Below are 26,885 nucleotides of genomic sequence, written 5' to 3' on the forward strand. Positions count from 1 at the left end.
TCCACCGTGCAACGACTCCTGGCCGTCCTGCTGGTCCTGGTCGGACTGATCGGGCTCGCGCTCGGCCGTCTGGGCGACACCGTCTGGGCTCCCGACACCGAGACCACCGCCTCCGTGACGCTGGAGGACCCGGGGCCCGCGGTCGTGATCGACCCCGGCGTGCTCTACGTGGGCGGCGAGGAGGGCCAGGTCACGATCGAGGGCGCCTCCGACGTCTCCGTGATCACCGCCTCGAACGGCGACATCGACGCCTATCTCGACGGCGTCCACCACACCCGCATCACCGGCGCCTCCGACTGGTCGACGCTCAGCACCGAGGACGTCGACCCCGACGGCGAGGCCGAGCTCTCCGATCCGACGAGCTCGGACCTGTGGCGCTCGGTGGACACCTCCGAGAGCCCGTACACGCTCGACGTCCACGAGTTCTGGGCGGCGGAGAACGGCGAGAACGAGCAGGTCTACCGCGCCCTGCTGATCGTCACCGACGGCACCGAGCCCGGCGCCGAGAGCGTCTCGATCACCTGGCCCGTGGACGCCGAGAACGCGTGGGTGCCCTACGCCTACGCCGGCGGGGCCGCGGTCGCCGTGATCGGGCTCGTGCTGCTGGTGGTCTCCCTCGGGCGTCGCCGGGACGAGGACGAGGAGGAGCTCGCGCCGGTCGAGGCAGAGGCCGACGGCGAGCCCGAGGATCCGGTCGCCGCAGAGGACTCCGTGGCCGATGAGGACCCGCTGGATGCTCCCGGTGCCCGCGAGGTCGGCGAGCAGCACGTGTGGGCCTTCGGCGCCGCGACGTCCGGGAGCGCGGCCGAGGACCCGTCCGAGGACCCGTCCGAGGACGACGCCGAGGACCGCCCGGCCTCCGAGGAGGACCAGCAGCGATGACCACTCCCACGACGCTGCGCGGCATCGCGCGGAAGGACACCGTCATGAGCACTCGACCCGTCGGCCGACGCGGCCTCCTGCTGGGAGCCGGCGGTCTGCTCGCCTCCGGCGTGCTCGCCGCCTGCGGCTCGGAGCCCGAGGCGCCGCCCGCGCCGCCCACGGGCAAGCAGCTCGCCGAGCCCACCCCGGCCCAGACCGAGGAGCAGCTCGAGGCGATCATCCCCGAGATCAACGCCGCGATCGTGAAGGCCGACGAGGAGAAGGACGCGAAGCTCCTGGCCCCCCGCGTCTCCGGCTCCGCGGCCGAGTTCCGCAAGGCCCTGTACGCGCTGATCGAGAAGGACCCCGAGTGGGCCGACGAGCTCATGGTCCCCGGCGCCGAGGTGCTGGTGCCGATGAGCTCGCTGACCGAGGAGTTCCCCCGGGTCGCGATCGCCCTGGTCGAGGACTCCGCCGAGGACGGGGTCCCGTACTTCATGGCGCTGCACCAGGACGATGCGAGGTCCGGCTACACCACCTGGGGCTGGGCCCAGCAGGCCGTCGGCATCGACATGCCCACCGTCCCGAGCGTCGTCGTCGGCTCCGAGGCGCTCGCCCGCGACGCGGAGGGACTGCTGATGACCCCCGCGGAGGCGCTGTCCCTGTACGCGAAGGTGCTCTCCGACGGCAGCAAGGCCGATCCCGACGAGCAGCTCGCCGACAACCCCTTCCAGACCGCCACTCACGAGCGGATCCAGGCCGAGCGCAAGGAGCTGAACGAGGGCGTCGAGCAGGATGAGGCCGCGACCATCCACGAGACCTACAAGGTCCGCGAGAAGGACTTCGTGGGACTGCGCACCGAGGACGGCGGGGCGATCGTGATGAGCACCCTGATGTCCTCGCGCAAGGTCGCGATCAAGGACGGCGCCACCATGCGCTACGCGGAGGACAACAAGTACACCAGGGTGATCGGCAAGCGCGAGTTCACCGAGGAGTACGTGCGCGAGTTCGGCACCCACGTGGCGCTGTACATCCCCTCGACCGACGCGGGCGGCAAGGTCCAGCCCATCGGCGCGACCCAGAGCGCCCTCGACGCCAGCGGGGAGTGACGCCGCAGGGGATGACCGGCGCGGAGTGATCCGGGACCGACCCCGGCCTCCCCGGCCGCGCATCCCGCGGCCGTTTCCCTAGACTGGTCCGGTCACGCACCCGTCGAAGGAGTCCTTCCGTGTCCGATCCCTACGGAATCATCGATCTCGCCGCGCTCAAGCAGCCGGCCGGCGGCGCCGGGCAGACCGGGGCCGGCGAGGCCTCCGCGCACGAGGTCCCCGTCACCGAGCAGGGCCTCGAGCAGCTCATCGCCGACTCGCAGACGATCCCCACGCTCCTGCTCGTCACCAGCGGCCGGGTCCCCGAGGGCGAGACCTATCTCGCCGCCCTGCGCCGCGGGGTCGACGCCAAGGGCGGGGCGCTGCGCCTGGCCATCGTCGACGCCGACACCCAGCAGCGGGTCGCGGGAGCGCTGCGCGTCCAGCAGCTGCCCACCCTGCTGCTGCTCCTGAAGGGCCAGCTGCAGCCGATCGTCGACGCCGTGCTGCCCGAGGCGGAGATCGAGGGCCTGCTCACCCAGATCCTCGAGGTCGCCCGCCAGCAGGGCATGGAGCTGCCCGAGAGCGAGGGGGAAGGGGAGCAGGCCGCTCCCGAGGCGCCGCTGCCCCCGCTGCTCGCCGAGGCCCACGAGGCGATCGAGCGGGGCGATCTCGACGCCGCCGTCTCGGCCTACCGTCGGCAGCTCCAGGAGAGCCCGGCCGACGCCGAGGCGAAGGCGGGCCTCGCGACCGTCGAGCTCATGCGCCGCACTCAGGACGCTGATCTCGCCGCGGCCCGGCAAGCGGCCGCGGATGCGCCCGCGGACCTCGAGGCGCAGCTGCTCGTGGCCGACCTCGACATGCTCGGCGGCCACGTCGAGGACGCCTTCTCGCGCCTGCTGGACCTGCTGCGCGGCGCGGACCAGGAGACCAAGGACGCCGTGCGCACCAGGCTGCTGGACCTCTTCGAGGTCGCCGGCGCCGAGGATCCCCGGGTCGGCCCGGCCCGCAAGCGCCTGGCGAACCTCCTGTACTGACCGCACGTCTCGCCGGTGACCGACGAGTCATGAGCCGCTGTGTTCCCGATCTGGAACACAGCGGCTCTGACCATGAGGGATGCGGCCCGGTCACGGCCCCGGCTCGGGCCCAGGTCAGGGACCGGGCCCGGGTCCGGCAGGCTCAGCCTTCGCGGAGGCGGGCGGGGACGAGCACCACGGCGCCGAGCGGCGGGACCGACAGGCGCACCGAATGCTCTCGTCCGTGCTGGGGAAGCGGCTCGGCGTGGACCCGGCCCAGGTTCCCCACGCCGCTGCCGCCGTAGACGGGGGCGTCGGAGTTCAGCACCTCGAGCCAGTCCCCGCCCTCGGGCAGCGGGATGCGGTGCTCGTGCCACGGCTCGGGCGAGAAGTTCACGACCACGGCGACAGGATCCCCGGCCTCGTCGCGGCGCACGAAGGAGAGCACGTTGTGCGCCGCGTCGTCGCCGACCAGCCACTCGAAGCCTCCCGGGTCCTGGTCCCGCTGGTACAGAGCCGGGAACTCCGCCTGCACGGCGTTGAGGTCCCGCACCAGCTGCTGCGCCCCGCGGTGCAGCGGGTACTCCAGCAGCCACCACGGCAGGCCGGACTGCTCGGACCACTCGGTGCCCTGGGCGAACTCGATCCCCATGAACACCAGCTGCTTGCCCGGATGGGTCCACTGGAAGGTCAGGTAGGAGCGCAGCGTCGCGGCCTGCTGCCAGTCGTCACCGGGCGCCTTGCGCAGCAGGGAGCCCTTGCCGTGCACCACCTCGTCGTGGCTCAGCGGCAGGATGAAGTTCTCCGAGTACTGGTAGACCATCGAGAAGGTCAGCTCGCCGTGGTGGTGCTGGCGGTGGATCGGGTCCTGGCCCAGGTACTGCAGGGTGTCGTGCATCCAGCCCATGTTCCACTTGAAGCCGAATCCCAGCCCGCCGGTGTCGGTGGGGCGGGTGACGCCCGGGAACGACGTGGACTCCTCGGCGATCATCACGATGCCGGGGACGCGCTTGTACGCGGTCGCCGTCGTCTCCTGCAGGAAGGCGATGTTCTCGAGGTCCTCGCGCCCGCCGTGGGCGTTGGGCACCCACTGCCCGTCCGCGCGCGAGTAGTCGCGGTAGAGCATCGAGGCGACCGCGTCGACCCGCAGCCCGTCGACGTGGAACTCCTCGAGCCAGTAGCAGGCGTTGGCGACAAGGAAGTTGCGCACCTCGTGACGTCCCGTGTCGAAGACGTAGGTGCCCCAGTCCGGGTGCTCCCCGCGGCGCGGATCGGCGTGCTCGTACAGCGGCGTGCCGTCGAAGCGGCCCAGCGCCCACTCGTCCTTGGGGAAGTGCGCCGGGACCCAGTCCATGATCACGCCGATCCCGGCGTTGTGGAGGGTGTCGATGAGATGGCGCAGCTCGTCAGGGGTGCCCAGCCGCGAGGTGGGGGCGTAGTAGCCGGTGACCTGGTAGCCCCAGGACCCGCCGAAGGGATGCTCGGCCACCGGCATGAACTCCACGTGGGTGAAGCCCATCTCGGCCACGTAGGCGGTGAGCTCCTCGGCGAGCTCCCGGTATCCGAGCCCCGGCCGCCAGCTGGCCAGGTGCACCTCGTAGATCGACATGCGCGAGGAGACCGCCTCGGTGTCGGCGCGGCGGGCGAGCCAGTGCTCGTCGCTCCACTCGAAGTCGCTCGTGGTGATCACCGAGCCGGTCGCGGGCGGCACCTCGGCGGCGCGCGCCATCGGATCGGCCTTCTCGCGCCAGACGCCGTCGGCCCCGAGGATCCGGAACTTGTAGACCTCGCCGTCGCCGATGCCGGGCACGAACAGCTCCCACACGCCCGACTCGCCCAGCGAGCGCATCGAGTGCAGACGGCCCGTCCAGCCGTTGAAGGAGCCGATCACCTGCACGGCGCGGGCGTTGGGGGCCCAGACCGTGAAGGCGGTGCCGGGCACGGAGTCGACCGAGCGCACGTGCGCGCCGAGCGCCCGCCACAGCTCCTCGTGCCGGCCCTCGCGGATGAGGTGCAGGTCGAGCTCGCCGATCGTGGGCAGGAAGCGGTAGGGCTCCTCGAGCTCGACCCAGTCCGCGCCGGCGGACCAGGTCACCCGGATCCTGTAGGAGGGCACCTCCTCGACCGGGAGGGAGACGGTCCAGATCCCGTCGTGCTCGTGCTCCATGCCGTGCGCGGAGCCGTCGGGCAGCAGCACCGCCACCTCGCTCGCGAAGGGTTTGAGGGTGCGCACGGTGACACTGCCCTCGTACTCGTGCGCGCCGAGCACCGCATGGGGCTCGTGGTGGCTGCCGGTGGCGGTGGCGCCGAGCTCGTGCTCGCCCAGCGGCATCACCGGGACGGGACGGTCGGAGCTCTCCGTGGTGTTCGACATGTCAGCTCTCCTCGGGGTGGACGATGCGCAGCACATGGGCGGGACGGTCCTCGGCGCTCAGGATCACGAACGGCTCGCGGCCCCAGCGGAATCGTTCGCCCGTGAGCAGGTCCTCGACCTCGAAGCTCTCGCCGACGCCGAGGGCGTCGAGGTCCAGGCGCAGAGCGGTCGAGGCGTCGCGGTCGTGGGCGGTGAGGGAGACCACGAGCACCGTGTCGGGCCGGCCGGTGCCGGTCGCGGCGGCGTCGAGATGCTTGGAGAACACCAGCACCTGCGGATCGCCGGCCTCGTGGAACCGGATCGTGGTGAGGGTCTGGAGCGAGGGGTGCTCGCGACGGATCCGGTTCAGCGTGCCCAGCAGCGGCTCGAGGCTCTCCCCGCGGGCCAGCGCGCCGGCGTAGTCGCGGGGCTTGTACTCGTACTTCTCGTTGTCGATCTGCTCCTCGGCGCCGGGACGGGGGACGTCCTCGACGAGCTCGTAGCCGGAGTAGATGCCCCAGGTGGGCACCAGCGTCGCGGCGAGGATCGCGCGCAGCACGAAGGCGCGGCGACCGCCGGAGGACATGTACGGCGTGAGGATGTCGTGCGTGGTGGGCCAGAAGCTGGGACGCATGTACGGCGCCGCCTCGACGAGCTCCTCGAGGTACTCCTGCAGCTCCACGGCGCTCTCGCGCCAGGTGAAGTAGGTGTAGCTCTGGTGGTAGCCGACCTTGCCCAGGGTGTGCATCATCGTCGGTCGCGTGAACGCCTCGGCCAGGAAGATGACCTCGGGGTGGGTGACGGCGAACTCCGCCAGCAGCTCCTCCCAGAAGCGCACCGGCTTGGTGTGCGGGTTGTCGACGCGGAACAGGGTCACGCCGTGGGCGATCCAGTGCTCGAGCACGTCGCGGATCGCGGCGTACAGGCCCTCGTAGTCGGTGTCGAAGCTGAGGGGGTAGATGTCCTGGTACTTCTTCGGGGGGTTCTCCGCGTAGGCGATCGTCCCGTCGGCGCGCACCACGAACCACTCCGGATGCTCGGTGACCCAGGGATGGTCGGGGGAGCACTGCAGGGCGATGTCCATGGCGACCTCGAGGCCGAGCTCCTTCGCCCGGGCGACGAAGGCGTCGAAGTCCTCGAGCGTGCCGAGGTCGGGGTGGATCGCGTCGTGCCCGCCGTCGGGCGAGCCGATCGCGTAGGGGGAGCCGGGGTCCCCGGGCTGTGCCTCGAGCGAGTTGTTGCGCCCCTTGCGGAAGGCGGTGCCGATGGGGTGGATCGGGGTCAGATAGGCGACGTCGAAGCCCATCTGCGCGATCCGGTCCAGGGAGCGGGCGGCGGTGCGCAGCGTGCCGGAGGTCCAGCCGTGCTCGGGGTCGAAGTGCGCGCCCTCGGAGCGGGGGAAGAACTCGTACCAGGAGCCGTACAGCGCACGACGGCGCTGCACCTCGAGCCGGAACGGGCCTGCGACGGTCACGCCCTCGCGCAGGGGGCGCTCGGCGAGGATGCCGCGCAGGTCCGCGGCCAGCGCGGGCGCGATCCTGGCGGCGACGGGCAGGCCGGGAGAGCGCAGGGACTCGAGCGCGGCGGAGACCACCGGGGCGTCGGAGGCGGGACGCGTGCCCGCCTCGACCTCGGCGAGCACCCGCTCGAGCACGAGCGCGCCCTCGTCGCAGGTGAGCTCGAGGTCGATGCCGGCGGGGACCTTCACCTCGGCCACATGGGCCCAGGTCGCGTACGGGGCGGAGAAGGCCTCGACGCGGAAGGTCCAGCCGCCCAGCTCATCGGGCCGGATCGTCGTCCCCCACAGGTCCAGGCCCGGGTTCGCGCAGCTCATCGCCCGACGGGTCTCGACACCGCCGGGGGAGACCAGCACGAGCTGCACCCCCATCGCGTCGTGGCCCTCGCGGAAGGCGTTGGCGCGCACCGTGACCGACTCGCCCTCGACGCAGCGGGCGGGGAACCTCCCGCCGTCGACGACGGGCTGCACCCCCATGATCGGGATGCGACCGATCCCGGCGTCCAGCCCCGTGCGGTCAGTGGTCTCGGACATGGCCTCTCCTGCCTGAGCGGTCCCTGGCCACAGGGTGCTCTGCGACGTTCGCGGTGACTGACCTCACGATAGCCGCTCGCGGGAGCGCGGAGGGACGCGGAGGGCCTCAGACGGCGAGGCCGAGCACCTGGACGCTGCCGGGGGCGACGGTGACGCGTCGGTCCGCGACCGGGCCGGTCGGCAGCTCCTGCGGGGACTCCAGCGCCGTGTCCAGCAGGACCCTCGCGGGGCCCTGGGGCCAGCGCGCCGCGGGCAGGTGCACCGCGGTCTCCTCCTCGGCGCCGGAGAGGATCACCAGCAGGTGCTCGGCGCCCTCCCGGCCGCTCACGGCGGGACGCAGCATGACCAGCACGTGCTGGGCGGGGTCCATCCACGCCTCGTGCGTCATGGGCGCCCCGGACCGGTCGAACCAGGCGACCTGTCCGGCGTCCAGCGCCTCCGGATCGGCCGGGCGCAGGAACTGGGGGGAGCGCAGCTGCGGGTGCTCGCCCCGCAGCTGCAGCAGGCGCACGACGGTCTCGCGCAGCTGCTCGGCGGGGCGACGACGGCGCCAGTCCACCCAGGAGATCTCGTTGTCCTGGCAGTAGGCGTTGTTGTTGCCGCGCTGGGTGCGGCCCCGCTCGTCGCCCGCGGTGAGCATCGGGGTGCCGGAGGCGAGCAGCAGGGTCGCCAGGATGCTGCGCGCGGTGCGGCGGCGCGCACCCTCGATCTCCGCCCGTCGCGGGTCCTCGAGCGGGAGCTCGCCCTCGTGGCCGTGGTGGAAGGAGCGGTTGTCGGACGTGCCGTCGCGGTTGTCCTCGCCGTTGGCCTCGTTGTGCTTGGACTCGTAGGCGGTGAGGTCGTGCAGGGTGAAGCCGTCGTGCGCGGTGACGTAGTTGACCGAGGCCCAGGGCGCGCGCAGGCTCCGCCCCGGGGGCAGCCCGGGCGGGTCCTGCCGGGTGAACATGTCGCTCGAGCCCGCCAGGCGGGTCGCGAGGTCCCGCACCCCGCCGATCCCGGACTCGCCGCTGCGCCGGCGGACGGCGCGATCGGAGAGCCAGAAGGAGCGCACGTCGTCGCGGAAGGCGTCGTTCCACTCGGCGAAGGGGACCGGGAAGTTCCCCGTCTGCCAGCCGCCGGTGCCCACGTCCCACGGCTCGGCGATCAGCTTCACGCCGCGCAGCACGGGATCGGTCACGATCGCGCGCAGCAGCGGATGGTCGGCGCGGAAGCCGCGGTCGTCGCGGCCCAGGGTGGTGGCGAGGTCGAAGCGGAAGCCGTCCACGTGCACCTCCTGCACCCAGTAGCGCAGGGAGGCCAGGACCAGGTCCATCGTGTGCACGGAGCGGGGGTCGAGGGTGCCGCCGGTGCCGGTGACGTCCTGGGGGATGCCGTGGTCGGTCCAGTAGTACTCGAGATTGTCCAGGCCCCGCAGGGACAGCGAGGGTCCCTCGGCGCCGCCCTCGGCGGTGTGGTTGTAGACGACGTCGAGGATCACCTCGAAGCCGGCCGCGTGCAGGCGCCGCACCATGGTCTTGACCTCGTCGAGCACGGCCTGGGCGCCGGCCTGCTGGGCGGCGGCCGTGGCGAGCGAGGGCTCGGGGGCGAAGTACGACATCGTCGAGTAGCCCCAGTAGTTCGTCAGCCCCAGCCGGGTCAGGTGCGGCTCGTCCATCGCGGCATGGATCGGCAGCAGCTCGATGCTGGTCACCCCCAGCTCCCGCAGGTAGCCGGTCACGGCGGGGTGCCCGAGCCCGGCATAGGTGCCGCGCTGCTCGGGCGGGAGGGCGGGATGGAGCTTCGTGAAGCCCTTGACGTGCAGCTCGTAGAGCACGGTCGCGTCCCAGTCCACCATCGGGCGCAGGTCGTCCTGCCAGTCGAAGGTGTCCTCGACGACGACGGACCACGCGGCGGTCCCTCCGGAATCGACCTCGCTGCGCACCGGCTGCTCCCCGAGCCGGTCCAGCATCGAGTCGACCTCGAAGGGGAAGAACGCGCTCAGCAGCGGGGAGGAGTGCGAGATCCCGCGCGCCCAGGGGTCCAGCAGCAGCTTGCGGGGGTTGGCGAGCATCCCGCCGGCGGGATCCCACGGCCCCTCCACCCGCAGGCCGTAGCGGGTGCCGGGGGTCATCCCGGTGACGTGGTCCCAGTGCAGGCCGCCGTCGTAGTGGCGCAGCCGTCGGCGGTGCTCGGCGGTGCCCTCGCGCACGCACAGGTCCACGCCCCGGGCGCGCGGGGCGGCGACGGCGAAGGTGCCGTCGCCCCGTTCGTCGACGACGAGGCCGGGGGAGGTGGGGGCGACGGGCGGGGTTGCGCGGTCGAAGCGGTCAGCAGGCACGGGCCCAGTGTCCCAAAGCCTCCCGGGGCTTCCCACCCGGCGTGGGCGGGGTCTCGCCGCGGGGGGCGGGACCGCTAGGATCGTCCCGGTGGTGCGCGTCCGTCGCCGACGGGGGAGCACCTCCGGCTGGGCCGCGCACGCACCGGCGTCCGGCCGCCTCGGGGGAGGGGCCGGAGCGTTCCGGGCCCTCTGCGCGACGGCGACCAGCACCGACGGAACGAATCGATCGCATGACGGGGGATCCGCAGCGCATGAGCACTCCACCCACCCAGCCGCCCGGGTCCCCGGTGCGGCCCCCGGCGGCCCCTGCCCGTCCGGCCCCGCAGGGCTCCGCGGCGCCGGCCGCGCCGCAGCGGGCGGGAGGCGGCTTCGCCCCTGCCGCGCGCGCCATCTCCCCGGGGGACCTCGAGCGCAGCGGAGCGATAGTCTCGACGATCACGAAGGTGTTCCAGTCGCGCGTGGTGGGCCAGGAGAACCTGCGCCTGTCGCTGCTGACGGCGCTCGCCGCGGGCGGCCACGTGCTGCTCGAGTCGGTGCCGGGCCTGGCCAAGACCACCGCCGCGAGCGCGCTGGCCTCCTCGATCACGGGCTCCTTCGCCCGCATCCAGTGCACCCCCGACCTCATGCCGAACGACATCATCGGCACGCAGATCTTCAACTACGGCTCGGGAACCTTCACCACCCAGCTCGGCCCGGTGCACGCCAACGTGGTGCTGCTGGACGAGATCAACCGCTCGAGCGCGAAGACCCAGTCGGCGATGCTCGAGGCGATGCAGGAGCGGCAGACCTCCATCGGCGGGGAGGTGCACCGCCTGCCCGAGCCGTTCATGGTGCTCGCCACCCAGAACCCGATCGAGGAGGAGGGCACCTACGTCCTGCCCGAAGCGCAGATGGACCGCTTCCTCATGAAGGAGATCCTCACCTATCCGCGTCCCGCCGAGGAGCACGAGATCCTCGACCGCTCCACCGCCGGGAGCCTCACCGGGCCTCGCGAGGCGGTCGGCACCGTCTCCCTCGAGGACGTCCGCTTCCTGCAGCAGATGGTGGACCAGGTCTACGTCGACCCGGCCGTGAAGCGGTACATCATCGACCTCGTCTTCACCACGCGCGGCTCCGGCCCGCGCCCCGTCCCGAACCTCACGCAGTCCGTGCGCGTGGGCGCGAGCCCCCGCGGCTCCCTCGCGCTGATGCGGGTGGGGCAGGCGCACGCGCTGCTGCACGGCCGCGACTACGTCACCCCCGACGACGTGCGCGCCCTGCGCTACGGGGTGCTGCGCCACCGCCTCGTGCTGACCTTCGACGCGCTCGCCAGCGGCATCCGACCCGAGCAGATCATCGACGCGGTGTTCCACGCCGTGCCGATGCCCTGAGCGCGGCGAGCACGGAGAGCACCGCATGGCGACCTCGCTCCTGACCCGGGTCAAGGCCCGGGTGGACCTGCACACCTCGAACCGGGCGCGCGGCCTGGTCCAGGGGCGCGGCCGCTCGCTGTTCAAGGGCAGCGGCGAGGACTTCGACGACCTGAAGTACTACCAGCCCGGCGACAAGATCTCCGACATCGACTGGAAGGCGACGGCCCGCTCCGGGGAGCCGCTGATCCGCCGCTTCAACGAGGAGCGGGTGCGGCACCTCTCGATCGTCGCCGACACCTCCTCGTCGATGGCGGCGACCGCCGCCGACGGCAGCTCCAAGCGTGACGCGATGATCCTCGCCGCCGGGATGGTGTGCTTCCTCGCACAGCAGAGCGGCGACCTCGTGGGGATGGTCGGCGGCGGGCCGGCCCGTCCTCTCCAGCTGCCCTCCCGCTCGAGCGACGGCCACCTCGAGCTGCTGCTGCGCACGATCCAGCAGTCCACCACCACCGCCTCCGAGAGCGCGGACAGCGCCTGGCTGCTCGAGCGCGCCTTCCGCGTCACCTCCCGCTCGACCCTGATGACCCTGATCACCGACGAGGCCCACCCGGTCGTGGAGGACTTCGCCCTGCTGCGTCGCCTGACCACCCGCCACGACCTGATGGTGATCCGCATCGCCGACGCGGACCCGCTGCAGGGCGAGGAGCTCGACCACGACGTGGTCGACGTCGACGCCCCGCGGGAGATCGCCTCGATGGCCCGCACCTCGGCGAAGGTCGCCCGCGACGTGGCGGCCTACCGCAGGGCGCGCAGCGAGGGCATCTCCGAGATGCTCGACCGCCTGCACGTCAGCCACCTGCTCACGCGCGGCGAGACCACGGTGGTGGACGACATGATCGCGATGCTGCGCTCCCGGGAGTACCGCCATGCCCGCGCCTGACCTGCTGCTGCGCCCCGCAGCGCGGCTCCTCGCCGAGCCCTCGCCCGCCGAGGTGATCGACCCGCCCCAGTACTCGATCGCCTGGGTGATCCTCGCCGTGCTGTGCCTGCTCGTGATCGCCGCGCTGATCGTGGGGACGCTGCGGATCACCCGCGCGATCGAGAAGCGGATCGCCTACCGCTCCCGCCCGAGCGACCTCGAGGCGCTCAAGGCGGAGTTCCTCCGCGCGGTCAACGACGTCGCCGACCGCCACGAGGCCGAGCAGCTCGAGGCCAGGGCCGGGCACCATGAGCTCACCGGCGTGATGCGCCGTTTCGTCAAGCGCACCACCGGCCACGACGTGACCAGCCAGGACCTCGCCACCCTCCGCGCCGACGCCCGCACCCGCGCCGTCGGCGAGCTGATAGCGGACCTGTACGAGCCGGACTTCGCGCTCGCCTCCGACCGGGAGCTGCGCGACTCGGTGCGCCGTGCACGGGAGGTGATCCGGGCATGGTCATGATCTTCTGGTGGGTCACCGGCCTGCTGCTGCTGGCCGGGATCGTGGTCTGGGCGATCACCTTCTGGAACCGTCGCTCGCTGCGACGCTCCCCGGTGCTGATCGCGAACTCGCAGTACATGGATCGGATCCCGAGCTTCGTGCGGGCCCAGCGCACCGCCCGCGTGGTGCGGGCCGCGCAGGTCGCCGTGGCCGTCGCCGCGGTGCTCGCCGCGTCCCTGCTCTCGGGCCGGATCGCGAGCGAGCGGATCGAGACCCCCGAGTTCGCCAGCCGCGACATCGTGCTGTGCCTGGACGTGTCCGGCTCGATGTACGAGTACGACACCGAGATCCTCGCGAAGTTCGCGGACATGGTCGAGACCTTCGAGGGGGAGCGGGTGGCGCTGTCGATCTTCAACTCGACCAGCCGCACCGTCTTCCCGCTGACCAACGACTACGACCTCATCGAGCGGGAGCTGCGCGAGGGCGCCGAGGCGATCGACTTCGACGAGTTCGGGTACCGGCTCGGCAACCGCGACTATCCCGAGGAGAAGGTGCGCCAGTACGTGGAGTTCGTCGAGGGCACCAAGGGGATCCCCGACGAGGCCTCGATCGTGCCCGACGGTCTCGCCTCCTGCGCGCAGGTCTTCGACCAGGCCGAGGCGGACCGCTCCCGCTCGATCATCTTCGCGACGGACAACGAGGTCAACGGCGAGCCCGTGTTCACCCTCGAGGAGGCGACCGGGCGCGTCGCCGACCGGGACATCGACCTGTACACCTTCTATCCCGGGGCGTACGAGTGCGGCCCGAGCTGCTTCGAGGAGCTGCAGACCGCCACCGAGGACCAGGACGGGGAGCTGTACGAGTCCTCGGACCCCGAGGCGATCCCCTCGATCATCGACCGGATCCAGAAGAACCAGGCGGAGGTGCTCGGGGCGACGCCCACCGTGGTCCGCACCGACCATCCCGCCCTCGGCTTCGTGCTGACCTTCCTGTCCCTGGTGGGGATCCTCGTGCTGGGCTGGAGGGCGCGCTGATGCACCTCGAGCTGCTGATGCCGCTGTGGGCGATCATCCCTCTGTTCGGGGCGATGCTCGCCCTGTGCACGGTGATGCTGGTGCGCCGCCCCCGCCAGCGCGGCGCCTGGCTGCGCCGCACCCTCATGGTGCTGCTGCTGCTCGTGGTCGCGCTGCGCCCGGTGACCCCGATCGAGGGCGAGCAGACCCAGCGGATGAACGCGAACGTGTTCTTCGTCGTGGATCGCACCGGCTCGATGAACGCCGAGGACTACGCCGGCGAGCAGCCCCGCCTGGACGGCGTGAAGGCGGACATGGCCCGGATCATGTCGATGACCGAGGGGGCGCGCTACTCGATCCTCTCCTTCGACTCCACCGCCACCAAGCAGCTGCCGCTGACCACCGACGCCGGCGCCGCAGCCGCCTGGATCGACACCCTGACCACCGAGCCGACCGCCTACTCGACCGGCTCGAACGTGGATCGTCCCCTGCAGACCCTGCTCCAGGAGATCTCCGAGGCCAAGCGCGAGGATCCCGACTCGAGCGTGCTCGTCTACGTCCTCTCCGACGGGGAGAACACCGACGGGCGGGACTCGGAGTCCTTCTCCCAGGCCGCCGGGTTCGTCGACGGCGGAGCAGTGCTCGGCTACGGCACGAGTGAGGGCGGGCCGATGAAGGCCCATGGCGGGCCCGAGGACGGCGAGTACATCACCGGCCCCGACGGAGCGCAGGGCCTCTCCATGATCGACGAGCAGCAGCTCGAGACGATCGCGGGCGAGCTGGGCGTGCCCTATCTGCACCGCACCGACCCCGAGGCCCCGATCGAGGGCACCATGGACGGCATCACCCTGCGACCCGTCCCGATCGAGTCGACGCGGGGCGTGGCGAGCTTCGACGACTGGTACTGGCTCGCCTCGATCCCGCTCGCCGCCCTGCTGATCTGGGAGCTGGGGGAGATGACCTACCGTCTGCCCCGACGGCTGGACCGACACGACCTGCGAGGAGAACGGCCATGAGCACCTCCCTCGACGAGCGCCCCGGCGCCTCCGTGCCGCCGCCCGCTCCCGCCCGGGAGTCCCGCCGCCGCGCGAAGGACTTCGGCCTGGACGTGAAGCGGCTGCGGCGGGTGCGGATCATCGTCTTCGCGATCCTGGGCCTGCCGATCCTGGCCCTCGCCCTGCTCGCGGCGAAGTTCGTCTCCATGCCGATCGCGCAGGCCACCCACCTGGACGCCTACGGGGAGCAGGACTATCCCACCGCGATAGAGCGCCTGGCCCCGGTCGAGGTCGCGAACTGGTTCGAGCCCTATCTCCCGCACCTCTCCGAGGGCACGGCCCTGCTGCAGCAGGGCGAGGACGCGGCCGCGGAGGAGGAGCTGCGCGTGGCCCTGGACGAGTGGACCAGCCGCTCGGATCTCAACGCCCCGATGCACGCCCAGTGCAAGATCCTCAACAACCTCGCGATCTCGATCGAGCGCCAGGCCGACGAGATCGAGGATCCGCAGGCCCGCGCCGACCGACTGTTCGAGGCCGAGGAGCTGCTGGCACCGTGCGCCGGCGGCGGAGGCGGCGGCGAGGGTGAGGGCGAGGGCGGAGGCTCCGGCGGCGGCGAGGGCCAGGACGAGGACGAGGACGAGAGCTCCGGCGGCGAGGACTCCGGCAACGAGGACTCCGAGACCACGGGCGAGAACGGCGAGCGCGTCGAGGAGAAGCGCCGCGAGGCCGATGAGGAGGCCGGCAACGACCCCGACGCCCGCGAGTCCGAGCAGGGCGAGGACGAGGGCGGCGAGGGCGACGAGGAGGGCGGCACCCCGCAGCAGCAGGATCCGGGCGACCCCTCGAGGAACGACCCCGAGGGCGACGGCCCCGACGAGGAGGCCCCCATCGACGGCCCCTCGGAGGAGGACGACAAGGACGACGAGCTCGAGCAGCGCAACCGCGATGCCCAGGGCGGCGACGGCGGCGACGAGACCGGCGGCGCCCCGCAGGATCCGGAGCGTCCGTGGTGAGCCCGGCCTGGGAGGAGCGCGCCTATCTCGACCACGCCGCGACGACCGTGCTGCGCCCCGCCGCGCGCGACGCCTTCCTCGAGGCCTCGCAGGCCTGGGGGAACCCCTCCTCCGTCCACACCGCGGGCCGCCGCGCCAGGGGCGTGCTCGACGAGGCGCTCTCGCGCATCGCGGAGCTGCTGGAGGTGCCCCGCAGCTGGCTGATCATGACCTCCGGCGGCACCGAGGCGGACAACCTCGCGCTGCGCGCCGTGCCGCTCGGCGTGCGCGCGAAGGACCCTTCCCGCACTGCGGTCGCGGTCGCCGCGACCGACCATCCCGCCGTGCTCGCCACCGCCCGCGCCCTCGCCGCCGGCCCCGAGCCGCTCGAGGTGCGCGAGATGCCGGTCGATGAGCGCGGGGTGCTGCGGCCCGAGGGGGTCGAGGCGGCGCTCGCCGGCTCCCGCGCCTCCGTGCTCAGCGCGGCGCTGGTGAACAACGAGACCGGCGCCGTCCAGGACTTCCCCGCGCTCGCCGCCGCGGCCCGCGCCCACGGCACCCTCGTCCACACCGACGCCGTCCAGGCGATCGGCCACGTCCCGCTGCCCACCGCGGACGTGGACCTCATGTCCCTGTCCGGGCACAAGCTCGGCGCGCCCGTCGGCGTCGGCGTGCTCGTGGCGCGCCCCGACGTGCCCTTCGCCCCGACCAGCACCGGCGGGGGGCAGCAGCGCGGGGTGCGCTCCGGCACCCTGGACGCCGCCCAGGCCGCGGCCTTCGCCGCCGCGCTCGGCGAGGCGCTCGACGAGCGCGAGCGGCGCGCCGCCGAGGTGCGGGGGCTCACCGCCCGGCTGCGCCGCGGCATCGCCGAGATCGACCCCGAGGTGCGCTTCACCCTGCCCGAGGACTCCCCGCAGTCCGGGCACATCCTCCACCTCGTCCACCCCGGCGCGGACAGCGATGCGCTGCTGTTCCTGCTGGACGAGCGGGGGATCGACGCCTCCGCCGGCTCCGCCTGCTCCGCCGGGGTGACCCAGGCCAGCCCCGTGCTCGCCGCGATGGGCGTCTCCGACGACGACTCCCGCGGCGCGCTGCGCCTCTCGCTGGGCTGGACCAGCACCCAGCGCGACGTGGATCTCCTGCTCGCCGCGCTGCCGGAGGCGCTCCGCCGGGCCCGCGCCGTCGGCTCCCTGCGACGCTGAGCACGGGCCCGAGGCCGGGTGCGAGCGCGGGCTCGGGCACGGGGCGCATCTCACGTCTCGCAGGGGCCGGGCCGCGGCCCCGACCTCCGTAGACTCGTGGGGATGCGCCCGCCACGGCGGGCACGAGGACGCGACGGAGGGAAGGCGCACCATGAAGGTGCTGGCGGCGATGAGCGGCGGCGTCGACTCGGCGGTCGCGGCCGCACGCGCGGCCGAGGCCGGCCACGAGGTCGTCGGCGTGCACATGGCCCTGTCGAAGAACCGCGACCAGACCCGCACCGGCTCTCGCGGCTGCTGCACCGTCGAGGACGCCTCCGACGCCCGCGTCGCCGCCGAGCGGATCGGCATCCCCTACTACGTCTGGGACCTCTCCGACGACTTCCACGACCTCGTCGTCGAGGACTTCCTCGCCGAGTACGCGGCCGGCCGCACCCCCAACCCGTGCGTGCGCTGCAACGAGCGGATCAAGTTCGCCTCCCTCCTCGAGCGCGCCACCGCCCTCGGCTTCGACGCCGTGTGCACCGGGCACTACGCCTCGATCCGCGCCGACGGCCCGGGCGGCGCCCCCTCCCTGCACCGCTCCCGCAACCAGGCCAAGGACCAGTCCTACGTGCTGGCCGTGATGGGCCCCGAGGCCGCCCGTCGCTCCCTCTTCCCCCTCGGCGAGGACGAGACGAAGGAGCAGGTGCGGGCCGAGGCCCGCGCCCGCGGCCTCGGCGTCTCCACCAAGCCCGACAGCTACGACATCTGCTTCGTCGCCGACGGCGACACCCGCGGCTTCCTCGAGCGGCACCTCGGCGAGGCGCCCGGCGAGGTCGTCGACGCCGACGGCACGGTGCTGGGCACGCACCGCGGCACGCACGGCTTCACCATCGGCCAGCGCCGCGGCCTCGGGATCCAGCAGCCCGCCGCCGACGGCGCCCCCCGCTACGTCGTCGACATCGATCCCGCCTCCCGCCAGGTGGTGATCGGCGCGGCCGAGCTGCTCAGCCGCCGTGAGCTCGTCGCCACCGACGTGATCTCCTTCGAGCCGCTCGCGCCCGGCCAGGCCGTGCACGCCCAGATCCGCGCGCACGGCGAGGCAATGCCCGGGCGGATCCTCGAGGTGCCTGAGGGCGCCGCCGCCCCCGGAACCGTGGGCACGCCCGACGGCGCGCTGCGCCTCGCGCTCGAGACCCCGGTGCGCGGCGTCGCGCCCGGCCAGACCCTCGTCCTCTACGACGGCGACCGCGTGCTCGCCGCCGCCACCCTGGAGCGTCGCCCATGAGCCCCCTGCTCACCCTCACCGGTGACGGCACCTTCCGCGCCCCGAGCGCCGAGGAGGCCCTGCGCCTCGAGCTGCCGGAGGATCCGCACCTCGCCGCCCTGATGCGGCTGCGCGCCCTGCTGGGCGACGACCTCGAGGAGCAGATCGCCACTCGTCTCTACCTGCCCTCCGCGCTGGGCCTGGACGAGACGGACCACCTGCTGCCCGCGACCCTCGCCCTGCTCGCCGAGACCACCGGCGACCTGGTCAGCTACGGCTGGCGGCTCGGCGCCGGCACCGGCCGCGCCTGGCAGCACGCCCGGGAGCTGCGCGAGCGCACCCTGGACGCGGCGCGGATCGCCTGGCTCGGCTACGAGGGCACCGTCATGGCCACGACCCTCGGCCCCGCGACCCTCGCCGGCGCCACCTTCCTGCAGTCCGGGGAGCGCACCCTCGCGGATCCCGGCGCGGTCCGCGACCTGCCGATGCTGCTGGCCGAGGGGCTCGTGGACCACCTCGCCGCGCTGCGCGAGCGGGTCCCGGGCGCGCATCAGCACGTGCTGGTGCGTGAGGACGCGGTCGCCGCGATCCACGAGGGCCGCATCCCCACCCCCTCGGGCCGCCGCCGCTACGACCCGATCCCCGCCCCCGAGATCGCCGTGCTCTGGCGCTGCCTGTACGTCGCGCTCGAGGAGTACGGCCTGGACGCCCGGGACGTCACGCTCGGCGTCGGCTCCGACATCGCCCTGCTGCGTGCGGCGCGCGAGGCCGGGGCGCGGCGCATGGCGATCGCGCCGCGCCGCCTGCCCTCCCTGTCCGCCCCCGAGGGACGGGAGCTGTGGGAGGGGATCGCCGAGGCGGCCGACGACGGCTGCGCCTTCGAGATCATCGTCGACCCCCGCCCCGGCGGGAACCTCGCCCCCGAGCTCGAGACGATGCTGGAGACCTGGCGCCGGCTCGGACATGCCGAGACCGACGCCGCCGGCGTCGCGTTCATCGCGCACACCGGTGCCTCCCACGACCTGCACTCGGGCCGGGTCGATCCCTCCGCCCAGCCCGAGCGCTCGACCCTCCTGGACGAGGCCGCGCTCGAGGCGATGCTGCGGATCGCCCCGACCTGGGCGGAGCGCGTCTCCGCCTGAGCCCGGGACGCGGCCCACGGCCCGTCGCACCGGTGCGCGACAATGTCCAGGTGATGACCGACGCGCAGGACCCCCGCCCCGCCGACCAGACCGCCGATGCCCAGCAGCGCATCGCCGAGCTCACCGCCCGGATCGAGCAGGCCCGGGCGGACTACTACGAGCACGACGCCCCCACGATGTCCGACGGGGAGTACGACGCGCTCGAGCAGGAGCTGCGGGCGCTGGAGGCTGAGAACCCGCAGCTGGCCTCCGAGGACTCCCCGACCCGCACCGTCGGCGGTGCTCCCGCCGCCGGCCTGCCCACGATCGTGCACGCCGAGCGGATGCAGTCGCTGGACAACGTCTTCTCCCTCGAGGAGCTGCGGGAGTGGTGCGAGCACGTGACCGCCGAGCTGCGCGCCCCGGTGCGCTTCCTCACCGAGCTGAAGATCGACGGGCTCGCGATCAACCTCCGCTACGAGCACGGCGAGCTCGTCACCGCCGCGACCCGCGGCGACGGCCGCACCGGCGAGGACGTCACCGTCAACGCCCTGCGCATCGCCGGGATCCCGCAGCACCTGGAGGGCGAGGGGCACCCGCCGCTGGTCGAGGTGCGCGGCGAGGTGTTCATGCCCACGGAGGCCTTCGCCCGGCTCAACGAGCTGCAGGTCGAGCTGCGCGAGCGGGCGGTGGACGAGGCCCGCACCCGCTGGGAGTCGCGCCAGGCCGGCGGCCGGCGCCCCTTCGACGAGCAGCGCGAGCAGCTCGCGGCCACGCGCCGCTTCCCGACCTTCGCCAACCCCCGCAACACCGCCGCCGGCGGTCTGCGCCAGCAGCTGGACAAGAAGGAGGGCCTCGAGCGGGAGGCCGGCGAGGCGCGCCTGGCGGCGCTGCGGCTGACCGTGCACGGCCTCGGTGCCTGGCCGGACCCGCCGGTGGACTCGCAGAGCGAGATGTACGAGCTGCTGGCCTCCTGGGGCCTGCCCACGAGCGCCCATCTCGGCGTCGCCGACACCGTCGAGCAGGTCGACTCCTATGTCGAGCACCACGGCGAGCACCGCCACGATCTCGAGCACGAGATCGACGGGATCGTCGTCAAGGTCGACTCCTTCGCGCAGCAGCGCGCGCTGGGCTCCACCTCCCGCGCTCCCCGCTGGGCGACCGCGGTGAAGTTCCCGCCCGAGGAGGTCACCACCAAGCTCCTGGACATCCAGGTGCAGGTGGGCCGCACCGGGCGCGTCACTCCCTTCGGGATCATGGAGCCGGTGCTGGTGGCCGGCTCGACCGTCGAGAAGGCGACGCTGCACAACCAGTTCGACGTCGAGCGCAAGGGCGTGCTGATCGGCGACACGATCGTGCTGCGCAAGGCCGGGGACGTGATCCCCGAGATCCTCGGCCCGGTCGAGTCCCTGCGCGACGGCTCCGAGCGTCCCTTCGTCATGCCCGCCGAGTGCCCCGCCTGTGGCACGGAGATCCGGCCCGAGAAGGAGGGGGACAAGGACTGGCGCTGCCCGAACCGTCGCACCTGCCCCGCCCAGGTCACCGGCCGGGTCGAGCACGCCGGCTCCCGCGGCGCCTTCGACATCGAGTCCCTCGGCGAGGAGAGCGCGATCGCGCTGACCGACCCGGACAAGCGCCGCCCCGAGGCCCTCGCCGCCCTCACCGAGGACCACGCGATCTACCTCCCGATCCGCGACGTCTCGGACACGGAGCTGGATGCCTTCGTGGTGGTGAAGAACGGCGAGGTCGTCGAGGGCACCGACGGGGTGCCGCTGCTGCGCATCACCTCCGCCGACGATCCGCTGCTGCCCGGCATGCAGGAGCCCGTGATCGACACCGGCGCCGACCTCTTCGACCTCACCGCCGAGGCGCTCGCCGACGTGGTCGTGTGGCAGCCGGAGCGGCGCGACGGGCTGCCGACGGGGGACTGGCGCATCCAGCCCGCGTTCTGGACCCGGCCCCAGTTCCGCCACTACAAGCGTGAGAACACGTGGAAGCAGGTCAAGGAGCCCGCGGCGCTGAAGACCACCGAGGAGCTCCTCGCCGAGCTCGAGAAGGCCAAGGATCAGCCTTTGTGGCGGGTTCTGGTGGCGCTGTCGATCCGGCACGTCGGCCCGGCCGCCGCCCGCTCGCTCGCCACGGCCTACGGCTCGATGGACGCGATCCGCGAGGCGGGCGTCGAGCAGCTCGCCGAGACCGACGGGGTCGGGCAGATCATCGCCGAGGCCGTGGTGGAGTGGTTCGAGACGGACTGGCACCGCGAGATCGTCGACGGCTGGGCCGCCTCCGGCGTGCGCATGGCCGACGAGGTCGCCGAGGGCTTCGTGAAGACCCTCGAGGGGCTCACCGTCGTGGTCACCGGAGGGCTCGACGGCTTCACCCGCGACGGCGCGAAGGAGGCGATCATCACCCGCGGCGGGAAGGCCTCCGGCTCCGTCTCGAAGAAGACCGACTTCGTCGTCGTCGGCGAGAACGCCGGCTCCAAGGAGACCAAGGCTCGCGACCTGGGCCTGCGGATCCTCGACGAGGCCGGGTTCGTCGCCCTCCTCGAGGGCGGTCCGGACGCGGTCGCCCTGCCGGAGGAGGCCGGGGACGACGGCTCCGACGGGGACGACGCCGAGTCGGAGTGACCCGGCCCTGAGCGCAGCTGCCGTCCACGCCGCCGGGCGAGGACGAGCGGGCCGACGGTCTCGACACCGCTCACCCGTGATGGAAGGGTGCGTGATGCACATCGCACCCGACAGGAAGGCCGCTCGACCATGAGCGCCCATCGTCCCGCACAGCAGTCCGACCCGACCACGACCTCTTATCCACCTGCGCCCCGCCTCGGGGTCGCCCGACGCACGCTGCTGCGCGGAGCCGGCCTGCTCGGCGCGGTCGCCGCGACCGGGACGGTGCTCGCTCCCGCCCAGGCCGCCCCCGCGCCCTCGACGGTGGATCCGGCCGCCTTCCGGCTGACCGCCGACTACACGAAGTACACCGCACGGGTCGAAGCGCTGCTCGAGCAGGCCGGGCGGGCGAGCGTCAGCCAGGTGATGGACGACGCCAACCACGAGCGCACCCCCGCCACGGTGATCGACACCCAGGTCCATGGCTTCCGCTTCGCCACGAGCGACGAGAACGACCCCGACGCCTTCCCGCAGGGGATCGCCACCAGCCGCGACGCGGTGGGCACCGCGGGGGACGGCCGCTACGACGGCCGTCAGGTGATCGCCGTCAGCTTCTACAACAACTCCCCGAAGTCCAGCCGCATCAACCTCATCGACTGGGACGCGAACTATCCGAACAAGTATCGACGGATCCTGCTCGTCGAACCGACCGAGTCCGCGGAGGAGCCCAGCTTCCAGGACGTGGAGATCCATGCCGGCGGGATCGCCTGGTACGGGGACCTGCTCTACGTCGCGGACTCCGCCGCGAAGCCCGGCGGGATGAGGGTGTTCGACATGAGCAAGATCCTCACCACGGACACCGGCGGCACGAAGGACCAGATCGGTCGGGTGGGCGACACCTTCTACGCGCACAACTATGCCTACGTCCTGCCGCAGGTCGGCACCATCTCCTCGGAGGTGGACGAGGGCACCGAGCCGTTGGTGTGGTCCACGATCTCGCTGGACCGTGTGACCCGCTCGATCGTCATGACCGAGTACCGCTGCGATGACAGCTGCGACAACTACCCCACGGGCACCACCCGCGCGGTGCGCTTCGACTTCCAGGAGGGTGGTCCCACCTTCGCCAGGTCCACGACCGCGAGCGAGGCGCTCGAGGTGCCGCTGCACTTCCTCAACGGCGTCGGCTCCCACAACGGGCGCTGGTGGTTCAACAGCTCCCGCCACAAGACCCTGAGCTACTGGTCCGGCGAGGGAGCGCTCACCACCTATCCCTGGGTCTCCTGGGGACAGTCGATCAGCTACTGGGAGGACGCGGACGGCCCCGACCTCCTGTGGTCCCTCACCGAGGGCGAGGGCTTCCGTGCGGTCTTCGCCGTGAAGCAGGCCGGCTACAGCTGACCGGCCTGCCGCTCACGCCTGCTGCGCGAGCGCCAGCGGGAGCACCGGCCCGGCGCCCGCCCGGCGCAGCAGGCGCGCGACGACCGCCATCGTCCAGCGGGTGTCGATCACGTCGTCGACCAGCAGGATCGGCGCGCCGTCCAGCTGCTCGAGCCGCGCCTGCAGCTCGGCACCCACCGTGAAGCGCTCCCACAGGTCCGCGACGCGGAAGGCGCTGTTCCCGCCGCCGCGCAGCGGGCCCGCCCCCGGGGCGAGGTCGAGGGCGCCGAGGTCCTCGAGGCGCCCGATCGAGGCGATCCCCGCGGCGAGCGAGCCCACCAGCTGCGGGCGCGTGGTCGAGGGGATCGCGACCACCGCGGCAGGACGCTGGTCCCAGTCCCAGTCCTTCAGCACCTCGACGATCCGGGCGCCGATCCGCTCCGGCACGACCGCGTCGACCGGGTTGCCGTTCTCGTCGCTGCGCAGCAGCTCCCGCAGCGGCACCGCCCAGCCCAGATCCGACATGCGCGCGATCACCCGGCCCTCCGCGGCCCGCTCGCCCTCGGGGATCCGGCCCTTCGGCGCGCCCGCGCCGAGCAGCCGGTCCAGGCCCGAGGGCCAGGAGGCGCGCGGCTCGACCGGCACGCCGACCCGCTCCAGCAGGGCCGCGACGCGCGCATCGTCCCCGCCCTGGCCCGCCGCGGCGGAGGCGGGCGCGTCCGGTGCGGGATACCAGGGCCCCGCGCACACGTCGCAGCGGCCGCAGGGCACGGCGGTGGTGTCGTCGAGCTGCTCGGCCAGGAACACCATCCGGCACTGCTCGGGCCCGCCGGTGAGCGCCTCGTAGGCGAGCATCGCCTGCTGCTCCTCGCGCCGGGCGCGGGCGACGGTCTGGTAGCGCTCGGCGTCGTAGTGCCAGGGAGCACCGGTGGAGACCCAGCCGCCCTTGACGTTCTGGACCGCGCCGTCCACCGCGAGCACCTTCAGCAGCAGCTCCAGCGCGCTGCGGCGCACGTCCACCCGCGCCTCGAGCGCCGGGGTGGACAGCGGACCGCTCGCCTCGGCGAGCGCGGTGAGGACCTGCGAGGCGGACTCCTGGGTGGGCATGGACGCGGTCGCGAAGTACTCCCAGATCGCCCGGTCCTCCTTGCCCGGCAGCAGCAGCACGTCGGCCCGCTCGGTGGCGCGCCCCGCACGGCCCACCTGCTGGTAGTAGGCGACGGGGGAGGAGGGCGCGCCGAGGTGGATCACGAAGCCGAGGTCCGGCTTGTCGAAGCCCATTCCCAGCGCGCTCGTGGCGGCGAGGGCCTTGACCTCGTTGTCCTTCAGCGCCTGCTCGAGCTCGGCCCGCTCCTCGGGGTCGGTGCGGCCCGTGTACGCGCGCACGCGCCGGTCCGGCCGGTCCAGCAGCGTCGCGAGGTCCTCCGCGGCGGAGACGGTCAGGGCGTAGATGATCCCCGATCCCTCGAAGGAGTCCAGGTGCCGCACCAGGTAGTCCAGGCGCTCGCGGTCATCGGCGAGGCTCATTGAGCCCAGCCTCAGCGACTCGCGGGTGAGCGAGCCGCGCAGGGTCAGCACCTCCCCGTCGGCCCCGCCGGTGCCGAGCTGCTCGGCGACGTCGGCGACCACGCGCGAGTTCGCGGTGGCGGTGGTCGCGAGGACGGGCACGTCGGAGCCGAGCTCGGCCACCAGGTCCCGCAGCCGGCGGTAGTCGGGCCGGAAGTCGTGGCCCCAGTCGGAGATGCAGTGGGCCTCGTCGATCACCAGCAGCCCGCAGCGGTCCACCAGGCGCGGCAGCTGCTCCTCGCGGAAGCGGGGGTTGACCAGGCGCTCGGGGGAGACCAGCAGCACGTCGATCTCATCCGCGGCGAGCCCCTCCTCGATGTCCCGCCACTCGGTGGGGTTCGCGGAGCTGATCGCCTCGGCCCGCACCCCGGCCCGTCTCGCGGCCGCGACCTGGTCGCGCATCAGCGCGATCAGCGGGGAGATGATCAGTGCCGGCCCCGCCCCGCGCCGCCGCTGCAGCAGCGCGGAGAGGAAGTACACCGCCGACTTCCCCCAGCCGGTGCGCTGGACGACCAGCACACGGCGCCGCTCGGCGACCAGCGCCCGGATCGCCTCGAACTGGCCGGGATGGAACTGCGCGTCCGCCCGGCCGGTCAGCGCGCGCAGCGACTCGAGGGCCTCCTCGTGCAGCGCGGCGCTGTCGGTCGGGGCGGCGGGGGAGTGCGGCGTCGTGCTCATGTCCCCAGTGTGGCAAGGACGGCCGACGGGCGAGCACGGCGCTCGCCGCTGTGGACGCGCGAGGGCTGGGGAGGGGAGGTGCGTGGGAGCCGGGAGCTCAGTCCCCTGGGGCGCCCGGCGCGTCGTCGCCGGTGCCCTCGGCGGCCTCGCGCTCGAGGCGCCGCAGGCGCTCCGAGGTGGACTCCGAGTCGCTGAGCGGATTCTCCTTGGTGGCCAGGGCCCGGCGCATGCGCGCCTCGAGCTCCTGCGCCTCGCGGATCCGCGGGTCGCTGGAGAGCTCCTCGCCGTCCTCGGGATCGTGGGCGAGATAGTCGATGTGCGGGTCGACGGGCATGGCGGATCCCTTCGGAACGGTGCGGCGGAGAGCGAAGTCTACCGCTCCGGAGCCCTCGCGGTCCCGCTGCGAGCCACGCCTTCCCACGCCCCGCCCGGCCCGTCGTCCCGCCGCTGCGCCGTACACTCGCGGCCATGGCGAAGCGCCCCCGCACCTCCACCGTCCCGGCCCTCACCGGCACCGCGCTCGTGGAGGCCCTCCTCGGCGGCTGGCGAGCCCTGTCCCGCCTGGACGTCGACGGGTTCGCGGTGCTGCGCTCCCGCGGCGTGACCCGCCGCGCGAACAGCGTCGTCCCCCTGGACCCGCCCGTGGAGCCCGAGGCGCTCACCGCCGCGCTGACGCGGATCGAGTCGTTGCTCGCCGCGGCAGGGGAGACCCCCGTCGTCCGCCTCTTCACCGCCGAGGGCCTCGACCACGCCCCGGTCCGCGCCGCCCTCGAGCAGCGCGGGTACGCCGCGGGCGAGACGGTCCACGTGCTGCACCGCTCCGTGACCGAGCACCGCGCCGCCCCCGATCCGCGCGCCGCGATCACCGTCGGCGCCCCGCCCGCGGACTGGCTCGAGGCGTCCTGGCGCCTCGCCCCGCGCGGGGAGGACGGCGCCCGCGAGACGCTGCGCGACCTCATGGCCGGCACGCCCGCGCTCTACGTCGCTCTCGCCGCCCCGGGCGCGTCCGGCCCGGACCGGACCCTCGCCGTCGGCCGCGCCGCCCTGGTCCCGCACCACCGCCGCGCCCTCGCCGTGCTCGACCAGATCGCCGTGGACCCGGACCGCAGGCGCGAGGGCCTCGGCCGTGCGACCGTGCGCACCCTGCTCTCCCTCGCCGTCGTCCAGGGCGCGGACTCCGCCCTGCTCGAGGTCGAGGAGTCCAACACCGCGGCTCGGGGGCTCTACCGCGCAGAGGGCTTCCGACCGGCGGGCGAGTACTGCTATCTCACCCCGGTACCTGCGAACACGGCGCACGCCGCGTCCTAGACTGTCCCCATGCCTTCGATCGGACGAGATGACGTCGCACGCCTCGCCGACCTCGCACGGATCCAGCTCACCGAGGAGGAGATCGCCCGCTTCGCCGGCGAGTTCGACTCCATCATGGACGCTGTCGCCTCCGTCTCCGAGGTCGCCTCCGAGGACGTCCCCGCGACCTCCCACCCCATTTCCATGACGAACGTCTTCCGCGAGGACGTCGTGACCGAGACCCTCACGCAGGAGGAGGCGCTGGCCGGCGCCCCCGATGCGCAGGACGGCCGATTCGCCGTCCCGCAGATCCTGGGCGAAGAATGACGAGTGTGAGGAGA

21 protein-coding genes are annotated in these 26,885 nt (G+C 73.1%); 16 read left to right on the forward strand and 5 right to left on the reverse strand.

Annotated elements, in window-relative coordinates; translation table 11 throughout:
- The first annotated feature begins 6 nt into the window (after positions 1–6).
- The 3 genes from D1648_RS10040 to D1648_RS10050 all read left to right on the forward strand — a co-directional run bounded on the left by D1648_RS10040 (position 7) and on the right by D1648_RS10050 (position 2,986).
- Entirely contained in the window at positions 7–882 is an 876-nt protein-coding gene (locus D1648_RS10040; protein ID WP_122941321.1) for a hypothetical protein, read from the forward strand.
- A complete protein-coding gene (locus D1648_RS10045) occupies positions 879–1,970 on the forward strand; it encodes a hypothetical protein (RefSeq protein ID WP_122941323.1) in 1,092 nt (363 codons plus the stop codon). Before D1648_RS10040 ends, D1648_RS10045 begins: the two co-directional genes overlap by 4 nt.
- Positions 1,971–2,089: 119 nt before the next feature.
- Positions 2,090–2,986: a co-chaperone YbbN gene (locus D1648_RS10050; protein ID WP_122941325.1), complete on the forward strand. Its 897-nt coding sequence runs from the start codon at positions 2,090–2,092 to the stop codon at positions 2,984–2,986.
- 142 nt (positions 2,987–3,128) lie between these two features.
- Here the strand turns inward: D1648_RS10050 and glgB are convergent, their stop codons facing one another.
- The 3 genes from glgB to glgX all read right to left on the reverse strand — a co-directional run bounded on the left by glgB (position 3,129) and on the right by glgX (position 9,685).
- Positions 3,129–5,339, reverse strand: a complete 2,211-nt coding sequence (gene glgB, locus D1648_RS10055; protein ID WP_122941327.1) for a 1,4-alpha-glucan branching protein GlgB — start codon at positions 5,337–5,339, stop codon at positions 3,129–3,131.
- Position 5,340: 1 nt separating this feature from the next.
- Positions 5,341–7,368 carry an alpha-1,4-glucan--maltose-1-phosphate maltosyltransferase gene (locus tag D1648_RS10060; RefSeq protein ID WP_122941329.1) on the reverse strand — a complete coding sequence of 676 codons (2,028 nt, stop codon included), beginning with the start codon at positions 7,366–7,368 and terminating at the stop codon, positions 5,341–5,343.
- Between the two features lie 106 nt (positions 7,369–7,474).
- Positions 7,475–9,685 carry a glycogen debranching protein GlgX gene (gene glgX, locus D1648_RS10065; protein ID WP_122941332.1) on the reverse strand — a complete coding sequence of 737 codons (2,211 nt, stop codon included), beginning with the start codon at positions 9,683–9,685 and terminating at the stop codon, positions 7,475–7,477.
- Positions 9,686–9,915: 230 nt separating this feature from the next.
- Between glgX and D1648_RS10070 the strand changes: the two genes are divergently transcribed.
- The 11 genes from D1648_RS10070 (at position 9,916) to D1648_RS10120 (ending at position 23,034) form a co-directional block, all read left to right on the forward strand.
- A complete protein-coding gene (locus tag D1648_RS10070; protein WP_122941334.1) occupies positions 9,916–11,055 on the forward strand; it encodes a MoxR family ATPase in 1,140 nt (379 codons plus the stop codon).
- 25 nt (positions 11,056–11,080) lie between these two features.
- Complete coding sequence (locus D1648_RS10075) at positions 11,081–11,977, forward strand: DUF58 domain-containing protein (protein ID WP_122941336.1); 897 nt, start codon at positions 11,081–11,083, stop codon at positions 11,975–11,977.
- Positions 11,964–12,479, forward strand: coding sequence for a hypothetical protein (locus D1648_RS10080; RefSeq protein ID WP_122941338.1), 516 nt, complete (start codon positions 11,964–11,966; stop codon positions 12,477–12,479). The genes D1648_RS10075 and D1648_RS10080 overlap by 14 nt, the downstream gene beginning before the upstream one ends.
- Positions 12,470–13,492: a VWA domain-containing protein gene (locus D1648_RS10085; RefSeq protein ID WP_122941340.1), complete on the forward strand. Its 1,023-nt coding sequence runs from the start codon at positions 12,470–12,472 to the stop codon at positions 13,490–13,492. Before D1648_RS10080 ends, D1648_RS10085 begins: the two co-directional genes overlap by 10 nt.
- On the forward strand, positions 13,492–14,487 hold the full coding sequence (locus D1648_RS10090) for a VWA domain-containing protein (RefSeq protein WP_122941342.1): 996 nt from the start codon (positions 13,492–13,494) through the stop codon (positions 14,485–14,487). Before D1648_RS10085 ends, D1648_RS10090 begins: the two co-directional genes overlap by 1 nt.
- Positions 14,484–15,479, forward strand: a complete 996-nt coding sequence (locus tag D1648_RS10095) for a hypothetical protein (protein WP_122941344.1) — start codon at positions 14,484–14,486, stop codon at positions 15,477–15,479. Before D1648_RS10090 ends, D1648_RS10095 begins: the two co-directional genes overlap by 4 nt.
- Positions 15,473–16,660 (forward strand): cysteine desulfurase family protein, encoded by a 1,188-nt coding sequence (locus tag D1648_RS10100; protein WP_122941346.1) that lies wholly within the window; start codon positions 15,473–15,475, stop codon positions 16,658–16,660. The genes D1648_RS10095 and D1648_RS10100 overlap by 7 nt, the downstream gene beginning before the upstream one ends.
- Before the next feature lie 151 nt (positions 16,661–16,811).
- Complete coding sequence (gene mnmA / locus D1648_RS10105) at positions 16,812–17,927, forward strand: tRNA 2-thiouridine(34) synthase MnmA (protein WP_122941348.1); 1,116 nt, start codon at positions 16,812–16,814, stop codon at positions 17,925–17,927.
- Positions 17,924–19,048 carry a hypothetical protein gene (locus D1648_RS10110; protein ID WP_122941350.1) on the forward strand — a complete coding sequence of 375 codons (1,125 nt, stop codon included), beginning with the start codon at positions 17,924–17,926 and terminating at the stop codon, positions 19,046–19,048. Before mnmA ends, D1648_RS10110 begins: the two co-directional genes overlap by 4 nt.
- Before the next feature lie 53 nt (positions 19,049–19,101).
- Positions 19,102–21,657, forward strand: coding sequence for an NAD-dependent DNA ligase LigA (locus tag D1648_RS10115; RefSeq protein WP_241155439.1), 2,556 nt, complete (start codon positions 19,102–19,104; stop codon positions 21,655–21,657).
- Positions 21,658–21,786: 129 nt separating this feature from the next.
- A complete protein-coding gene (locus tag D1648_RS10120) occupies positions 21,787–23,034 on the forward strand; it encodes a hypothetical protein (RefSeq protein WP_206424799.1) in 1,248 nt (415 codons plus the stop codon).
- A 12-nt stretch (positions 23,035–23,046) separates the two neighbouring features.
- On the opposite strand, the gene D1648_RS10125 is transcribed toward D1648_RS10120, so the two are convergent.
- Together D1648_RS10125 and D1648_RS10130 are read right to left on the reverse strand one after the other, a co-directional pair.
- The gene (locus D1648_RS10125; protein WP_122941354.1) at positions 23,047–25,257 is read right to left on the reverse strand and encodes a RecQ family ATP-dependent DNA helicase; all 2,211 of its coding nucleotides are present in this window, start codon (positions 25,255–25,257) and stop codon (positions 23,047–23,049) included.
- Positions 25,258–25,354: 97 nt separating this feature from the next.
- Complete coding sequence (locus tag D1648_RS10130; protein WP_122941356.1) at positions 25,355–25,591, reverse strand: hypothetical protein; 237 nt, start codon at positions 25,589–25,591, stop codon at positions 25,355–25,357.
- A 134-nt stretch (positions 25,592–25,725) separates the two neighbouring features.
- Between D1648_RS10130 and D1648_RS10135 the strand changes: the two genes are divergently transcribed.
- Both D1648_RS10135 and gatC read left to right on the forward strand, forming a co-directional pair.
- Positions 25,726–26,565 carry an N-acetyltransferase gene (locus tag D1648_RS10135; protein ID WP_122941358.1) on the forward strand — a complete coding sequence of 280 codons (840 nt, stop codon included), beginning with the start codon at positions 25,726–25,728 and terminating at the stop codon, positions 26,563–26,565.
- 9 nt (positions 26,566–26,574) lie between these two features.
- On the forward strand, positions 26,575–26,871 hold the full coding sequence (gene gatC, locus D1648_RS10140) for an Asp-tRNA(Asn)/Glu-tRNA(Gln) amidotransferase subunit GatC (protein ID WP_122941360.1): 297 nt from the start codon (positions 26,575–26,577) through the stop codon (positions 26,869–26,871).
- Positions 26,872–26,885: the final 14 nt, after the last annotated feature.

It is taken from the genome of Brachybacterium sp. EE-P12, from assembly GCF_003711805.1.
GTDB lineage: Bacteria > Actinomycetota > Actinomycetes > Actinomycetales > Dermabacteraceae > Brachybacterium.

What these genes read in the sequence shown, in the direction of transcription:
- D1648_RS10045 (WP_122941323.1), top strand. Translation starts at nt 879, where the DNA reads ATGACCACTCCCACGACGCTGCGCGGCATCGCGCGGAAGGACACCGTC.
- glgB (WP_122941327.1), bottom strand. Translation starts at nt 5,339, where the DNA reads ATGTCGAACACCACGGAGAGCTCCGACCGTCCCGTCCCGGTGATGCCG.
- D1648_RS10060 (WP_122941329.1), bottom strand. Translation starts at nt 7,368, where the DNA reads ATGTCCGAGACCACTGACCGCACGGGGCTGGACGCCGGGATCGGTCGC.
- D1648_RS10070 (WP_122941334.1), top strand. Translation starts at nt 9,916, where the DNA reads ATGACGGGGGATCCGCAGCGCATGAGCACTCCACCCACCCAGCCGCCC.
- D1648_RS10075 (WP_122941336.1), top strand. Translation starts at nt 11,081, where the DNA reads ATGGCGACCTCGCTCCTGACCCGGGTCAAGGCCCGGGTGGACCTGCAC.
- D1648_RS10080 (WP_122941338.1), top strand. Translation starts at nt 11,964, where the DNA reads ATGCCCGCGCCTGACCTGCTGCTGCGCCCCGCAGCGCGGCTCCTCGCC.
- D1648_RS10085 (WP_122941340.1), top strand. Translation starts at nt 12,470, where the DNA reads ATGGTCATGATCTTCTGGTGGGTCACCGGCCTGCTGCTGCTGGCCGGG.
- D1648_RS10090 (WP_122941342.1), top strand. Translation starts at nt 13,492, where the DNA reads ATGCACCTCGAGCTGCTGATGCCGCTGTGGGCGATCATCCCTCTGTTC.
- D1648_RS10095 (WP_122941344.1), top strand. Translation starts at nt 14,484, where the DNA reads ATGAGCACCTCCCTCGACGAGCGCCCCGGCGCCTCCGTGCCGCCGCCC.
- mnmA (WP_122941348.1), top strand. Translation starts at nt 16,812, where the DNA reads ATGAAGGTGCTGGCGGCGATGAGCGGCGGCGTCGACTCGGCGGTCGCG.
- D1648_RS10110 (WP_122941350.1), top strand. Translation starts at nt 17,924, where the DNA reads ATGAGCCCCCTGCTCACCCTCACCGGTGACGGCACCTTCCGCGCCCCG.
- D1648_RS10115 (WP_241155439.1), top strand. Translation starts at nt 19,102, where the DNA reads ATGACCGACGCGCAGGACCCCCGCCCCGCCGACCAGACCGCCGATGCC.
- D1648_RS10120 (WP_206424799.1), top strand. Translation starts at nt 21,787, where the DNA reads ATGAGCGCCCATCGTCCCGCACAGCAGTCCGACCCGACCACGACCTCT.
- D1648_RS10125 (WP_122941354.1), bottom strand. Translation starts at nt 25,257, where the DNA reads ATGAGCACGACGCCGCACTCCCCCGCCGCCCCGACCGACAGCGCCGCG.
- D1648_RS10130 (WP_122941356.1), bottom strand. Translation starts at nt 25,591, where the DNA reads ATGCCCGTCGACCCGCACATCGACTATCTCGCCCACGATCCCGAGGAC.
- D1648_RS10135 (WP_122941358.1), top strand. Translation starts at nt 25,726, where the DNA reads ATGGCGAAGCGCCCCCGCACCTCCACCGTCCCGGCCCTCACCGGCACC.
- gatC (WP_122941360.1), top strand. Translation starts at nt 26,575, where the DNA reads ATGCCTTCGATCGGACGAGATGACGTCGCACGCCTCGCCGACCTCGCA.